The 14,314-nt window shown below is 45.3% G+C and carries 16 protein-coding genes and 1 tRNA gene; 1 reads left to right on the forward strand and 16 read right to left on the reverse strand.

What is annotated here, in order from left to right; translation table 11 throughout:
* Positions 1-27: 27 nt before the first annotated feature.
* A complete protein-coding gene (locus Q1A41_RS13245; RefSeq protein WP_299979779.1) occupies positions 28-312 on the reverse strand; it encodes a hypothetical protein in 285 nt (94 codons plus the stop codon).
* Positions 313-756: 444 nt separating this feature from the next.
* Between Q1A41_RS13245 and Q1A41_RS13250 the strand changes: the two genes are divergently transcribed.
* A tRNA-Leu gene (locus tag Q1A41_RS13250) sits at positions 757-843 on the forward strand.
* A 57-nt stretch (positions 844-900) separates the two neighbouring features.
* On the opposite strand, the gene modC is transcribed toward Q1A41_RS13250, so the two are convergent.
* The 15 genes from modC to Q1A41_RS13325 all read right to left on the reverse strand — a co-directional run bounded on the left by modC (position 901) and on the right by Q1A41_RS13325 (position 14,314).
* A complete protein-coding gene (modC, locus tag Q1A41_RS13255; protein ID WP_299979781.1) occupies positions 901-2,001 on the reverse strand; it encodes a molybdenum ABC transporter ATP-binding protein in 1,101 nt (366 codons plus the stop codon).
* A complete protein-coding gene (modB, locus tag Q1A41_RS13260; RefSeq protein ID WP_299979784.1) occupies positions 2,001-2,672 on the reverse strand; it encodes a molybdate ABC transporter permease subunit in 672 nt (223 codons plus the stop codon). The genes modC and modB overlap by 1 nt, the downstream gene beginning before the upstream one ends.
* 21 nt (positions 2,673-2,693) lie before the next feature.
* The gene (locus Q1A41_RS13265) at positions 2,694-3,785 is read right to left on the reverse strand and encodes an acyltransferase (protein ID WP_299979787.1); all 1,092 of its coding nucleotides are present in this window, start codon (positions 3,783-3,785) and stop codon (positions 2,694-2,696) included.
* A 6-nt stretch (positions 3,786-3,791) separates the two neighbouring features.
* Positions 3,792-4,688, reverse strand: coding sequence for a peptidylprolyl isomerase (locus Q1A41_RS13270; RefSeq protein WP_299979790.1), 897 nt, complete (start codon positions 4,686-4,688; stop codon positions 3,792-3,794).
* A gap of 52 nt (positions 4,689-4,740) precedes the next feature.
* Positions 4,741-5,736, reverse strand: a complete 996-nt coding sequence (locus Q1A41_RS13275) for a cadherin repeat domain-containing protein (protein ID WP_299979793.1) — start codon at positions 5,734-5,736, stop codon at positions 4,741-4,743.
* A gap of 183 nt (positions 5,737-5,919) precedes the next feature.
* Positions 5,920-7,452, reverse strand: coding sequence for a hypothetical protein (locus Q1A41_RS13280; RefSeq protein ID WP_299979796.1), 1,533 nt, complete (start codon positions 7,450-7,452; stop codon positions 5,920-5,922).
* Positions 7,453-8,123: 671 nt separating this feature from the next.
* Positions 8,124-8,654, reverse strand: a complete 531-nt coding sequence (locus Q1A41_RS13285) for a hypothetical protein (protein ID WP_299979799.1) — start codon at positions 8,652-8,654, stop codon at positions 8,124-8,126.
* A complete protein-coding gene (gene gspM, locus Q1A41_RS13290; protein WP_299979802.1) occupies positions 8,651-9,199 on the reverse strand; it encodes a type II secretion system protein GspM in 549 nt (182 codons plus the stop codon). Before gspM ends, Q1A41_RS13285 begins: the two co-directional genes overlap by 4 nt.
* Positions 9,196-10,227, reverse strand: a complete 1,032-nt coding sequence (locus Q1A41_RS13295; RefSeq protein WP_299979804.1) for a PilN domain-containing protein — start codon at positions 10,225-10,227, stop codon at positions 9,196-9,198. The genes gspM and Q1A41_RS13295 overlap by 4 nt, the downstream gene beginning before the upstream one ends.
* Before the next feature lie 60 nt (positions 10,228-10,287).
* Positions 10,288-11,211 (reverse strand): hypothetical protein, encoded by a 924-nt coding sequence (locus Q1A41_RS13300; protein WP_299979807.1) that lies wholly within the window; start codon positions 11,209-11,211, stop codon positions 10,288-10,290.
* A complete protein-coding gene (locus Q1A41_RS13305; RefSeq protein WP_299979810.1) occupies positions 11,160-11,750 on the reverse strand; it encodes a prepilin-type N-terminal cleavage/methylation domain-containing protein in 591 nt (196 codons plus the stop codon). Before Q1A41_RS13305 ends, Q1A41_RS13300 begins: the two co-directional genes overlap by 52 nt.
* A complete protein-coding gene (locus tag Q1A41_RS13310; protein WP_299979813.1) occupies positions 11,751-12,143 on the reverse strand; it encodes a type II secretion system protein in 393 nt (130 codons plus the stop codon).
* Positions 12,140-12,601 (reverse strand): GspH/FimT family pseudopilin, encoded by a 462-nt coding sequence (locus tag Q1A41_RS13315; protein WP_299979816.1) that lies wholly within the window; start codon positions 12,599-12,601, stop codon positions 12,140-12,142. Before Q1A41_RS13315 ends, Q1A41_RS13310 begins: the two co-directional genes overlap by 4 nt.
* Positions 12,602-12,621: 20 nt before the next feature.
* Positions 12,622-13,053, reverse strand: coding sequence for a type II secretion system major pseudopilin GspG (gene gspG / locus Q1A41_RS13320; protein WP_299979819.1), 432 nt, complete (start codon positions 13,051-13,053; stop codon positions 12,622-12,624).
* Between the two features lie 61 nt (positions 13,054-13,114).
* On the reverse strand, positions 13,115-14,314 hold the full coding sequence (locus Q1A41_RS13325; protein WP_299979822.1) for a type II secretion system F family protein: 1,200 nt from the start codon (positions 14,312-14,314) through the stop codon (positions 13,115-13,117).

Below are 14,314 nucleotides of genomic sequence, written 5' to 3' on the forward strand. Positions count from 1 at the left end.
ACAGCCTCCTACTTTCCCGGCATACGCTCAAGCACTAACATCCAGCAATGCACCAATCGTGCGATCACTGACTTCGATAACTTTCGCAGATGCATCAAACAGCTGTTGGGATTCTTTAAGCTGTACAATAGGCTGCACCAAGGGCTCTAAAGTGCCGCTTGCTGTCTCTGGCCTATCAATAGGGCTTACATCGCTCGGGCCATTCAAACGTTCAGGGCTCGCGATGGACTCTGCCGCTTCCACAGCACTCGCTTGGCTTCGCTGCAAACCTTGCTGCGCGATACTAAAACTATTACCAGCACTGATATTCATAAACACTCCTAGCTGCAGAAATCCAGATGAAAAGCAGATGGATTTTGGGCTTTGTGCATATATAGTAAGCAATAATCGCTTTGAAGACGGCTAAACTTAATACCGTTTAGCGGAAGTTTACGACGAGCTGTAAGCCAATTCAGCGGGCAATCCGTTTTAAAAACCTGCTGTTATAAGCCGCTTATTCTTAGCTCTAAAATAATTGACAGCCCCAAATGAAATCAATATGATGCGCGGCCTTGGATTTCAGATCCAAATGCCCAGGTGGTGAAATTGGTAGACGACGTGTAGGAAGCACGAGTGTCGCGAAGGCAGGAGCCGAGAGCGACGATGTGCAGGAAGCACGAATGTCGCGAAAGCAGGAGCTGAGAGCGACCACGCTAGGCAATCGATAGATTGCTAAAAGGTGAATCCAATCGGGCTTTAAAGAAACCACACAGCTTTGCCCAGGTGGTGAAATTGGTAGACACGCTAGCTTCAGGTGCTAGTGCCCTCACGGGCGTGGAGGTTCAAGTCCTCTCCTGGGCACCAATTCTAAAAAAGCCGAGCTGAATACTCGGTTTTTTCTTTCCCTTTTAAAATAGAACCCTAGGCCACAATAGCAGCCGCCTTAATCTGAACCCACAAATTAAGCCCAAGCTCTAAAGACATCTGTTGCACTGAAAAGCGGCTAATGCTCGCCCACAACTGCTGCCCAGAAACATCCAATAGAATATCAACACTGAAATCGTCAGGCATTTCTTGCAATGCAATTACAGTAGCAGGTAAGAGGTTCAAAATGCTGCTTCGCTCTGGCCTTTCGAGACTTAAGCTAACATCCTTAGCCGATATACAGAGATTAACAATGCTGCCAATTTTCTCGCCCGAATCTTTTAGACGAATCTGCCGCCCAGCAATATCCAACACCTGCATTCCCCACTGCGATTCTTTAGCAGCCACCTTCGCGGCGAATACAACTTCTTTCGCCAAAGCTGTGTTACGGGGAAACAAGGAAGAATAAATATCCTCACTTAATGTATAACGTCCTTGTTCTACCATCAAAACTCTATCCGCCAATTTCGCGAGCTCTCGCTTCGAGTGAGTGACATACAGGATACAGCTTTGCAGCTCTGATTTAATAAGCTCTATATAGGGCAATAGCTCCGCTTTGCGATTGTCATCAAGTGCGGATAGAGGTTCATCCAGCAGCAATAAATCAGGCTTGGTCAGAAGTGCTCGCGCTAAGGCGATCCTCTGTTTTTCCCCACCGGACAATTGTACGGGATAGCGATCGAGGCAGCCTTCCACTCCCATCAGCTCGATAACTTTCTGGAAATCAGCATTAGCGCATGTCGATTTTTGGTCCCGCTGATTTCGACGCTTTAAAGCAAACAAAATATTTTGCTTCGCTGTTAAGTGAGGTAATAAATTAGCCTCTTGCATCACATAAGCCAGGTTACGTTTGTGAGTTTGCTTAAAGCGAGCCCCATCCTGCCAAAGCTCACCTTTAAAACTTATATACGCTTCAGAATAAATATTTAGCCCCGCAATCGCTCGCAATAAACTGGTTTTACCAGCACCCGATTCACCATATATCGCACACAAACCTTGCGCAGGTAAAGTCTCATCGATAATGAGCTTTAGCTTAGCGTTAATCTCGCAGTCAATTTTAAGCGCTAGGCCACTTGTACTTACCCCTACTTCTCGCATTAATTCCGCCCACCTTTAAATGTGGGGTTTGCACTTTCTTTAGCAAACCAGGATTCGGAAAAACGAGACATTAACAGCAATAAACAAAAGGAGCTTAATAGTAACAATGCAGAAAGTTCATGCGCCGAGGCATAGTCACCGACTTCCACAAGCTCATATAGTAGTACTGACAGCACTTGTGTTTCGCCAGGAATATTACCGCCTATCATTAAAATCACACCAAATTCACCTAAGGTATGAGCAAAGCCGAGAATAGCAGCGGCGATAAATCCGTTCTTAGCCAAAGGGAGGGTAACACTAAAGAAACGATCCAAGGGGCCCGCGCCCATTATCGCCGCCAACTCATAATGACTATTTTCAATAGCCATTATGGAGTTGCGTATTGGCTGATATACAAAAGGCAAAGAATAAATAACCGATCCAATCACTAAGCCTTCAAAGGTGAAAGCCAGCTGCCAACTGGCTAATGGGCCTTGCGGCGATAGAAACAATAAGAGATAAAACCCAATAACGGTTGGTGGTAAAACCAAAGGCAACATCATTACCGTATTGACTAAATTTTGAAGGATACCTTGCTTGGGTAGAACTAAGTATATAAAAGTCGCAATAAATACAAGCAATACTGTACTCAGCAGAGCCAATTTAGCACTTAGCAATATCGCTTCAAGCATCGCCCTTGCCTTAAACTTTTGTTATCTAAACAGACGCATACACGGAAGCTCTAACAATCGGTAGCTCAGATGCGCCAATACAACAGTCACAGCAAATGTTGCCGTCAGAGACATTAGCATAGCGCTAAAACCTTGATCCGTATTCTCAATATGAAGAGAGAGGAACTGTAGCACCGGATAATGCCATAGGTATATACCGAAACTGATATCGCCCAAATACTGCAGCACTTTTGACGACAGCAAGCGAACCTCATAAAACTTAAGCCTTACAACAATGACAGTTAAACATATAGCTGTCATCGCTGGCCAGATAAGCAGTAAAACTCCGCCGCCCCAATAGTTAGCCAAATTAAGCTTCAGTAAAACAAGTAGACCGACGAAGCCCAAAATGGCTAGATAAAAAGCTAGGCTCCCAGACAAGATAGTAATTGCTTTGGTTTTTCCTGCAAGCGCAACGGCCAAACCTAAGCAAAAAGTAAACATCACGCCTGGCAATGCGTCTAAAATGTAAATTTTAGACGCATAGTTTTCCAAGTCATAATAGCTAAATACAGCCAAACGCCAGAAAATGGTAAGCAGCAAACCAAATAACAATAGATAAATCAGCGAGCGGCTACGAAATACAACAGCCATGAAGGGCAACAGCAGATAAAAAGTAAACTCTACCGGCAATGTCCACCAAACAGGGTTTATAGGCTTATCCATCCAAGGTGGCAAGTTAATAATCAATAATGCATGTCGAACAAAATGCCACACACTATCAAGCTCGAAAGCGATACCTATAACTGATGCCAGTGCTGTCAACAGCAATAGCTGCAACCAGAACGCTGGAAAGATTCGAAGAAAACGACGCCTTAGGTAGCTAAGATAAGAGGAGATATTTAACTCTTTGTCTTTCCAAGCTTCACCAAGTAACACAGCCGAAAGGATAAAGAATACGGGAACACCCAGCCATCCAAAATCTAGCGGGGCTAAAACAGAAAAACTGACACCGGCAAAAGAGGCGGTAGTCAGTTTTTGAGCTTGGCTAAAGAAGCCAATGGCTGAGCCCCAGTGGAAGAGCAATACGGATATTGCTGCTAGGGCTCTGAGGCCGTGGAGCGAATAATTCACTTTAGCTTATTCGACAGCGTATCTCTTTAAAGACTCAGCAACATACTTATCAATTACTTCTTGATTTATCTTGGCGTCCGGGTTTGATCTAACCTGCACAACTGTGCCTTTACGGATCTTATTTTCTCTTTGAACTTTCAACTCTTGAATTATCGACAGCTTAACTTCATCAAGACTTTTAACTCTGGCCGGCACAGCTTTATCTAGTCTAATAATATGTATACCAAAACGAGTTTCAATTGGGCCACTTATCTGACCAATTTCGGTTAAAGCTAAAGCTGCTTTCTCAAACTTAGGGATCATCTTACCCCTTCCAATAAATCCAAGATCACCGTTATTTCGCGAAACACTACGATCTTCGGAATACTTCAGCGCCGTATCTTTAAACGAATTGCCGGCATCTAGCTCTTCCATTACAGCTGAGATTTTACTCGCTACTTCAGCACTATCCGATTTTCCTTTAATCAATATATGGGAGACACTTACGTCCCTGGGTTCAGAATAAGACCTCTTGTTTACTAAATAATATTCCTTTGCAGCCACATTCCAGTCAGTAGCCGAGAATTGCTCATTTACCAAAGAATCTAAATATCTGCGCATAAGAATGCGATTGATCTCCACCTCAGCAATTTGATGGGCTTCTTCCTTAGTCAATGCACCAGTTTCTAGGGCCTTGTTTGCCATGTATTTAGTGACATAGGCGTTTGACAATATTTCAGCATAGCCAGCGGGATCCCTAAGAGCTGCGGCCTGCTTACTATTTAGTGGGATTGTGGCTGCTATATAGCTCTCCATATCCTTAACAGTAATGGACACTTTGCCGTCATTAAGCAGCTCGCTTGCAGATACATTGCTAACTAGCAAGGTAATTAATAGTGTTTTTAAGAAATCAATAAAATTCATAATAAAAAAACGCCGACAAATGCCGGCGCCCATTTAAAGCCTACTGAAAGTGTTACTTAATATTTGCCTGTCGATACACATTACAGGTAGATGAAGTACAGTTTTCGTTTACAACATTAATATAGTATCGAGTGTTTGGCTGCAGATCACAGTACCAACCACTTTGGCCAATCTGGAACTTAACCTGTGTCTGAGAAGTACCCTCACCTTTACAACCCCAAGCTACACTATCTAAATCGGGCTGTTGTCCAGGACACTCAGATATCCAAGCACTTCGACGCACCCTTGAGGTACCAGTTACCGAAGTGAAGGCAAAATAGCCGGAAGATACTGCCGCTGCCGGAGTTTCAAACGGAATAGAGCGAATATCTGTTCTTGCAACATTAATCTGCTCAGTATTGCCGGGGTTATCTAAATCCCAAACAGCACTGGTCAAATTTACATTACTTGGCAATGCACCACATGCACCGCCACCGCCACCACCGTCGTCAGCGGGGTCATTGTTCACAGTGACATTAATGGTTTTATTTGCAGTCCGAGCACCATTAGTATCATTATCAGTAACCTGAAGCTCAACTACATAGGTATTCGATGTATTACTGCTGGCAGGGGTTTCATAATCCGGGGCACTCCTAAAGGAGAGGACATTACTAGCTGCGCCGGTAAGCTCAAACAAAGCCTGATCAGCGCCACCAACGATGCTGTAAGCGAATGTGCCCGTAGAGCCAACGTCGCTGTCTGATGCAGCTAGAGTCACGACATCTGTATTGTTTTCTGTGATGCTACGGCTTGAACTGGTTGTAATTACAGGGTCATGATCGTTTGAGTTTTGATCATCGGGCGTGCCGCCACCACCACCGGTTAAACAGGCGTTAATATCACCACCCGTAGTATTCACGGTAACATTTCCGTCATTTCCAGTAACGACTGAAATCTCAGTAAACCCTGTACAAGTTTGACCCGCAATATTCAAGTCAAAGGCAGAAATGCTTTGTGGCACGCTTGCCGCCAAAATACTTGCTGCTAATATTTTTAATTTACTCTGCATAGCTAACCTCTATATTTGAGAGTTTTCTTCCTGTCCCTTTGACAACAAAATTTCAATATCGATCAGTATAACCTAGAAATAAACAACTGGTACTACACTCAACCGCTTATTTAACCGTACATCCCCTTTTGTGCAAAAAAAAACGCGGCATAAGCCGCGTTTTTTAAGCTAGCAAAGCTAAACTTAGTTCACAGTAACAACAGTAGTTGTTTTGTGAGCCAAAGCAGCATTGTAGTTAGCCAAAGTACCACTGTTAGCGCCATTTACATAGCTCTGTACAGCGAAACCTACAACAGGTAGACCGTCGAAAGTCAAGCTGTTAGTGTCACCCAAGTTAGCAGGTGCAGCACCACCCTCATAAGAAGTCAACTTACGTACCGCAGGATCAATAGCTGGATTATCAGTAGAGTCAACACCGTCGAAGTTCTCGATGGTCTTACCAGTAGTAACAGAAGCTTCAACAGTAGTTAGACCAACAGTCAACCAACCAGCGTCGTAGCCATCGTCTAGGTTCAAGTTGCTCTTAACACGATCGGTAGCCTCTAGTACATCAGCAGAGTTGAAAGTTACAACGTTAGCTTCTTTACATAGAGATAATACTGGATCAGCAGCTACTGGAGGACGAGGCGAGAAGTCGTTATCTTCAGGCGCAACAGTTACACGACCTTCTTCACGATCGAAGTAAGAGATAGTGATCTGCTCACAAGCAGTAGTAGTCGCAGGGTTCCATACAGAACTGAATGGAGCAACTAGAATGTCATCTGCCAGCGCGTACTTGTTTACGTACTCACGCTTAGTAGGCATGGTGATAACCCAGTCGGTACCAGCGTTTAGATCCGCATCCAAGATGTAATCGTTAGAGATAGCACTATGCATCATTACAGCAGATACAGCATCGATACCAGAAACGAAAGTTGCAGTACGGGCGGTAACACCATCAATTACAACCGCAGTCGCAGGTGAGGCTTGGTTCAAAGCAGGGCTCAAGCTACCTGGGTTAGTGTGAAGAGCTGCATCACTAAATGCTTCAAGAGCAACAGCGTCATAACCAGCAGCAGTACCTTCGGCAACGTCGATTAATACGCCATAACCGTACAGACCACCAGCAGGCTCTTGCATGTTAGAAGTCTGAGTAGCGAAGATACCACCAGCACCTTTTTTCCACTCAGCATCTAAGAAAGCACAATCATCTGGCAAGCCATTAGCGTGCAAAATTGCGGCTTCTGCATCAGTCTCATCAACTTCACCCATTTCGATGATTTCGATGTAACCTTCACGGGTACGCTCTAGGCCATCATTGATTTCATCATCAACGTATTCGAAGTTACGGAAAGGCTGAGGAGTACCGGTTGCGCCAACGCTCTTAGCCGACAAGCTTAGAGGAACAGTACAAGAGGTATCACCAGTAAGAATCTGAGCGCCATCGCTAGTAGCTGTAATAGCAGCAGACCAGTGATCTTGTGGAGATAGGTACAAGTTAAAGTCAAGAACTTCTTGGGTGTTCATTGCTTCCAAGATACGAACTTTAACAGCTTTAGTTTCGTTAGTAGTGTTCACAACAGAGAACAGAGTGTCCTGACCGCCTTCAACAGTGTAGAAAGGGTAGATCAGTACTTCACCAGTACCTGCTGGGTTTACATTTACTGCGTGAGCGGAATTAATGCCAGTTAAACCAGCCGCTGCCGCCAGCGCTAAAGGTAAAAGTTTTTTCTTCATTTATGTTGCTCCTAGGTTTACAACAATTTTAGTTTTCTCTTTAACACAACTGCATAAAGCACATTTATGCAGTACTCCCTACTGAATTAAAACAGCGTACTGGGCATTACCGCATAATTCACACAGCGAAAGCCATGCAAACACGGGGGTGTAAAATAACATAGCGACTAGGGCTAAACAACTGAATTTTTTATCAATTCACTGATTTAGCCATTTTTTTTGTCGCTTAGTGCTATTCGACACAAAACTTATTTCGCGCACAAATTTTTTAAAAACACCAAGTGTAGATTTGAACGCCAATCTTGGCCTATTTAAGGCAAGGATTCACTCAGTAAAACGAAGAGCCTAGACGCTCCCTCAATCAACAAAGTGGAATTAAATTTAAAACAAAAGCAATCATACTATAGACCGCATCATGCGGATCACAAGTATCAATGCTAAATATTACAGTTTTGTTTAAAGCGATAAATTGATTTATAGCACAGAGAGGTAAAACACCTGCCTCTTACGAAGTGCTATCCGGCCTCTATTGCTTATATTTATCACGCTGCCGATTGCCGCTGCATACTACTAAATAGCCACAAAACTTACAAGCAACTACAGGTTAGCATGGTAAGCACCTGAAAAGTAAAGAATTTTCCAGACTAACTCACATCAACTTAATCATAAGCTTAGCGTTTTCTGCGCTTTTTACTGCCATTTTCAGACTCAGCCTTATCAACAGGCTCTTCTAGGCGTAAATACTCATAGCGACCATTCTTAGCAAAGCGTAATTGATTCCCAGAAAGCTTCTGCAATTTCCAGCCAAATATCTCTTCGCCAAGTTTAACTCGCCCCTTACCTTTAACCCCTGAAATCATAGCTCCCGAGGCATAAACACCCAGCACCCTGACCCTAGACAAGTCGCCAGAGCCAGAATCTACAGGCTCCTCTTCCGGAGCCGCCTCAATCACAGTAGGTCTTCGCCCTCGCCAAAACAAGGGCCTTTCGTTAATTATATTGACATCAAGTAGTGACACTCTATCTTCAACGACCAATGGCGTCATCGCACTCTCCGCCGGCAGTATAGCTCCCGGCACAGGCGTGGCCCATACCTTATATACGCACCATAAGAGCAACATTAAAAAGGACACAATAGAAATCAATAAAATACGATCAAGCAACTTGGGGAAGCCCATAGAAGTTATGCTGTTTAAATTCATGGCCTAGTCCTCAACGCCAGCACATTCACCCTAAGACTTACACTTTGCGGGCCATTCCGTCGTGATCTAGCAGGGCTAATCTGAGCACTAGAGACAATCACTCTAGGCTCTAAGTCATGCAAGCCCTGCAGCAACCCTGGCAAAGATGACATTTCGCCTTTAATTGTCATATTAATGGCCAACTGCTGATAACCTTCCCCTTCGACAACAGGTAATATCTGGCTACCCGCCACTGACATACCATGCTCCGATGCAAGCGCGCGAACTCTGCGCTGCAATTCAGCAGCAGCAGCATCTGCACCACCCGACACAGATAGCGATAGCTGCTCTAAGCTAGCCCTGACTTGCCGATCAGCATCTATAAAACGCTGCTCACTATTTTTCATTCCCACAAATCGTGCCATCAGCGGCTGCAAACGTATTATCTCTGCCGAATATTCGAAATAGCGGGAAACAAAATGCCCCCAAACTAAAGCCATCAAAAGAAGGGCAGCTGCGGCGATTACAATGAGAAGACGGCCAAATCGGCGTTGCACTATGCTCACTCCTCACCCTCCAATACCCTAAAGTCAGGGTCTAAGCTAATATCCAAAGTGAATACTTCTCTTCCAGAGGCGTTATCGCGACGAATACCGCCACGCTGCTTAACCTGCGAAAACTGCTCTAATTGCGACAACTGCTGTATAAATGCCGTGGCATCTTCAGCATAACCAGTTATCTGCAGCTTTAGCCCCTTCAAGTTAAAAGTCCGCAACCAGACATCATCAGCTGCTTGCTGGGTAAGAAGCTGCAAATAGTAGCTTGGCTCGGGATGTTCACTTATTAGTACGTTAAACCTATCCATTAGATCGTTAGCGCTAGCCAAGGTTTCCCTAGCAGCTACAGCCGATGCAGAATCACGCTTAAGATCCTGAAACTGCTGCTGGACCTTTTCCATCTGGACAAAGCGAAAACCAGACACCATGGCAGGCGCAACACATGCCAACAGCAGGATTACGAAACACTTAAAGGCGACCTTTTTAATGGAGCCCAAATACCTTTGCCGGCGTCTATTCTCCTCAAAGCCTTCCATCAACACTAGACTGGAAGAAGCTCGCGCCCATAACTCTTCAGCACCATCTATCGATGCAATAGCTGCTCGAGCATCAGCCTTATGAGCTATTAACAAATCAATACTTAAGCTATCTTGTTGGCGCTTGGCCACACGCCACCCCATCACAGTATCCTCTTCCGGGAATGGACTATTAGCCGCAGACTCTAGCAACATGACTTCGTGCAAATCGGCTTCTACCGCAATAGGCAACTGAATACTCTTTGAAAGTACAGCGCTATCGGCCAAACAAACAGCTCGGGTTTCAATTTTGCGATCATCTCTAGCTAATCTTTGATCACCACGGTATATGCCTATTTCTTGCAAGCTATCGGCATCATAAAGGCGAACAGGCTCCTCGAAGGCTCGCAGTAAAGGCGAGCCCCGATCCCAAAGAAGCTCACGCCAAGCCAAGCGCAACCAAGCAAAAGCATTGCTCAAATCATAGCCAAATAGGCTTAAATTGTTCGTCTCAAGTTTCATTTAGTCAAATCATTCAACATTATTGGTAAGCAGTGATGACTGTTACTGGCCGTCACTTGATCATCGCCCTACGGATCGTACAGGCTCTTTTGACTGAACCCTCCAAGGCACACCTTCACGGCTCTGCATCATTGAAATCCAATAGCGCTGTTTAAAAGCATATTTATCAGCAGCCAAGCTAACATCAACCCTATACACAGAGCTATCAGCGCTAGACAACATCCCAGTTGAGAACTGAGCATGAGGTATTACATTGCCATCACCAGAGTTAAGCGCCTCTTCTCTCAACATCAAAAATTCATCAACTACCGTTTCATCGCCTTCAGCCAAAATTGACAGAAGCTCTCTGGGAGCCGCCGCAGGGTTAACCCCAGGAGCACCGCTTTGACCAATATAAAAGTAATCTTTAAGAAGCTCATAGCGGTCAACAGTAATACCTGGAATCAATAACAAATCCTCCAGTGCCCTAAAACGATTAGGTAAATCCAAAAACTCATCATCAATAGCAGCCGAAGAAAAGCCGCCACCTATCAGTTCAACAAAGGATGCTAGATCCCCTTCTTCCACTCCTACCCCAAACTGCAAAACTGCTATTAATAGCTCCGGAGTCAAAGACCCCAGGTGAATCAAACCGCTTGCGGGGTAAATTTCCACTTTCAGTTCGCTAGAGTTATGCTCTAAAAAGTACTGCTGCGCTATCTGTTTGGAGGCATTATTTTCAGCTGTATCTATCTTGAACTGCCTCATTGATAGACGCATTGCTTTATCAAACAGCGCTCCAGCACGAATCATTTCCTGATCAAGCTGCTGCTGCTTCACATCCATTCTTGCAACGTACACCACAGAAGCAACCATAAGTGACATTGCGGCCACTAGCCACATCACCATCACCAGCGCCAAGCCAGATTGCTGCCTACGGTAGGAGCCTAAGGTCACAGCTGCACCGCCTGAGTTGCTGCCATATGGACGATCAGCTCGGGCCAATACTCATCATGCATGCGAACATTTACCCTAACAGTCGAGGGGCTTTCCGTTGACAAATCCCAAGTATCCTGCCAACGCTCCTGCCAATTAGCGCGATAACCCAATTCCAGTTCGGCACCACCAGCTAAGATTTTATAAGCCTCGACATCTGCCCATACGGGTGGTTTCCAATCACTATTGTAAGGCAACATTTGTAGGAGCATCTCGCCATCCTGCCCCACAGACAAGCGTAAAATTTGCAAACCTTTAGCCCCTACCTGGCTCATTGGTGCAACCCAAATCAGCTCATCAATTGTCCCTTTAAAATACGTATAAAAACCTTTTGGATGCATTATAGGCACGGCTTTTTGCAAGCTTCTGCGAACAAAAGCTAGAGTCATACGCATCTGCTCTACTTTTTCAATTTTACGCTCTACCGCTGCTTGGCTTTGAGCAAAACTCCTTAAGGCCGTGGTCGCTGCAAGCGAAACCAGCGATAATATTGCGAGCGCAATTAACATTTCTATCAATGTTAAACCGGCATTTCGACGCAAAGGCATTTATTGCTTTTCCTCCGCCCCGATAACAATTGATTCCAATAGAAACTGGCGCACTCTGTGGCCATCATCCCAAGATACAATCACCTCTATATCCTGCAGCACCCCCTCTTTCATACCCTCAGGGTAATCACCCGCTGCGGGCTGAGTCGACACTTGCCAGCCATAGCCGCCTTCCGTTTCACCACTTAGCTGCAAACCTGTGATAGGAACAACTTGGTGATTTGCTAATAGCGATTCAGCCAAAACCGAGGCATAGGCATACTGCTCATCCAAAGACACATTTCTGCTCGCACCCGCTACTGCCTGATACAAGGCACCCAGGCAAAGTCCTAGCACCGCGATGGCAACTAGCATTTCCAGCAAAGAGAATCCAACTTGAAACCGGCGCATCATATAAACTCTTCTTCTAAAGAGTGTTGACTGATACGGCCAAACAACCAATCGACCTTAACTTGCACACCTTTACCGCTTTCATGTTCTAAACGAATATCGCCACCGCTTGAGCTGCCATCGGGGTAAAAACGAATAACCGCCCTGCGAGAATCATCGCTAAGCTCTTTCGCAGAGACTACCTCGATAGAAAAGCTTTCATTGAAGGTCTGCTGCAGCTTGTTGCTTACCAAAACTTCCCTGGAGCCTGCGCGATAAACCCAATCTACCGATCGGCCAGAGCTCAGCGCTTTAAAACGCGCGGCCTTGGTGGAGCTAATTAATGAACGTACAGAATCGCGGTACTGCATGGCATCGTACATACGGCCCATGGCGGGCAAAGCCGCCGCTGTCGCAGCTGCCATAATGGCCAATACCAGCATTAACTCGATTAAAGAGAAACCGCTACTGCGAGATTGCATAAAGACTTACTGACTATGTCTTAGTCGTTGCTGGAAATATCAGCAGCATCGCCTTCACCACCAGGCTGACCATCCGCACCATAGGAAATAATTTCTACGCCTCCGTTAGCACCTGGGTACTTGTAGATATATTCACGCTCCCAAGGATCTACCGGCATTTTGCGATCCGACAAATAAGGACCGTTCCAACCTTTAGCGCTGGCTGGCTTTTCGACTAGGGCGGCAAGACCTTCATCATTGCTGGGGTAGCGCCCTACTTCTAGCTTATAAATATCCAAGGCCGAGATGATGCCATTGATTTCAATACCAGCAGCTTTTTTCTGTGCGCCACCAAATTTATCCATAACAGCTGGGCCGACCAAACCAGCAACCAAGGCCAAAATAGCCAAAACCACCAATAGCTCGATCAAGGTCATACCTTTTTCAGCTTTTACATTTAGCGATTTTTTCACAGTCTCTTCCTCATCATTTTTATTGCGAGGCAACCGCCAGCGAAGCAGCTGCCAATACGATTTAAACCAAATCATTGACGGAGATAATCCCCATCAAAATGGCAATAATAATTAGGGCGATAGCACCACCCATAAACAAAATCAAAATTGGCTCAATAAAGGTTAGCGCTCTTTTAACACCCACCTTTACATCACCATCGTAAACCCGGGCCAGCTCTAACATCATTGCGTCTAAACTGCCGGATTCTTCACCCACACGAACAATCTGAACCACTTTGGGAGTAAAGTTACCATTAGATTCCATAGAGGCAGATATACGGCCACCCTGCTTGACCGCCGGCGGCAAATCCTGCAGTGACTCTTTTACATGGCGATTGCCCACAGTATTAATGCCGATAGTAAGCGCCTGCAATAGTGATACGCCGCTGCCTAACAAGGTGCCGACGGTGCGAGAAAAGTTGGCCATTTCATATTTAAATAAAACCAAGCCAAGAACAGGCATCTTCAACAGAAAACCATGCCAGCGATATTCACCTTCATCGGTACTTATCCAGTGACGCACATACCAAACAACGGCCGCAATGATGATTAGCAACAGCCACCACCACCCGGTAATAAAATCGCCAGCAGCAATTACCCCGGCGGTCATAGCCGGCAAGGCATCCCCCATATCGGCAAACAGGGATTCAAATTGCGGCACCACAAAACCCAACATGACAGCGATAGAGATTACCGCCACCCCCATCAAAATGGCTGGGTAAATGAGGGCCGAAACCACACTAGAGCGAACTTCTTTGGCGTTTTCAAGATATTCCGCCAAATGCTGAAGCACATTAGCTAAATCGCCACTGGCCTCACCAGAGCGAACCATATTGACATAAAAGCCGCCAAAATCACGTTCATAGAGCTCTAAACCAGTACTTAAGCCTTTACCGCTCTTGACGGTTTTCAATAGCTCTTCAAGGACAATTTTAGGCTCATCTTCTTGACTCATATCGATGAGTACTTTTAAGCCTCGATCGATCGGTAAGCCCGCCCGCATTAACACGGCAAGCTCACTGGTGATATTCAGAACCTGCTCTCGGGATAAACGAACATTATCCGAATCAGCTTTGATTTTAACCGAGCCTTCTTGCACAGAAACAGGGGTTAAACCTTGCTGACGCAAGCTACGTATGGCCATTTCTTTATTGGCAGCCGAAATATTCCCTTGGGTCATCGCACCTTTGCGATCAGCCGCCTTGTAGGAAAACTCTGCCAT

Source organism: uncultured Pseudoteredinibacter sp., assembly GCF_947502065.1.
GTDB lineage: Bacteria > Pseudomonadota > Gammaproteobacteria > Pseudomonadales > Cellvibrionaceae > Pseudoteredinibacter.

Excerpts from the sequence above, each read along its gene's own strand:
- Q1A41_RS13245 (WP_299979779.1), bottom strand. The coding sequence starts at position 312 with ATGAATATCAGTGCTGGTAATAGTTTTAGTATCGCGCAGCAAGGTTTG.
- modC (WP_299979781.1), bottom strand. The coding sequence starts at position 2,001 with ATGCGAGAAGTAGGGGTAAGTACAAGTGGCCTAGCGCTTAAAATTGAC.
- modB (WP_299979784.1), bottom strand. The coding sequence starts at position 2,672 with ATGCTTGAAGCGATATTGCTAAGTGCTAAATTGGCTCTGCTGAGTACA.
- Q1A41_RS13270 (WP_299979790.1), bottom strand. The coding sequence starts at position 4,688 with ATGAATTTTATTGATTTCTTAAAAACACTATTAATTACCTTGCTAGTT.
- Q1A41_RS13275 (WP_299979793.1), bottom strand. The coding sequence starts at position 5,736 with ATGCAGAGTAAATTAAAAATATTAGCAGCAAGTATTTTGGCGGCAAGC.
- Q1A41_RS13280 (WP_299979796.1), bottom strand. The coding sequence starts at position 7,452 with ATGAAGAAAAAACTTTTACCTTTAGCGCTGGCGGCAGCGGCTGGTTTA.
- Q1A41_RS13285 (WP_299979799.1), bottom strand. The coding sequence starts at position 8,654 with ATGAATTTAAACAGCATAACTTCTATGGGCTTCCCCAAGTTGCTTGAT.
- Q1A41_RS13295 (WP_299979804.1), bottom strand. The coding sequence starts at position 10,227 with ATGAAACTTGAGACGAACAATTTAAGCCTATTTGGCTATGATTTGAGC.
- Q1A41_RS13305 (WP_299979810.1), bottom strand. The coding sequence starts at position 11,750 with ATGCCTTTGCGTCGAAATGCCGGTTTAACATTGATAGAAATGTTAATT.
- Q1A41_RS13310 (WP_299979813.1), bottom strand. The coding sequence starts at position 12,143 with ATGATGCGCCGGTTTCAAGTTGGATTCTCTTTGCTGGAAATGCTAGTT.
- Q1A41_RS13315 (WP_299979816.1), bottom strand. The coding sequence starts at position 12,601 with ATGCAATCTCGCAGTAGCGGTTTCTCTTTAATCGAGTTAATGCTGGTA.
- Q1A41_RS13325 (WP_299979822.1), bottom strand. The coding sequence starts at position 14,314 with ATGGCAGAGTTTTCCTACAAGGCGGCTGATCGCAAAGGTGCGATGACC.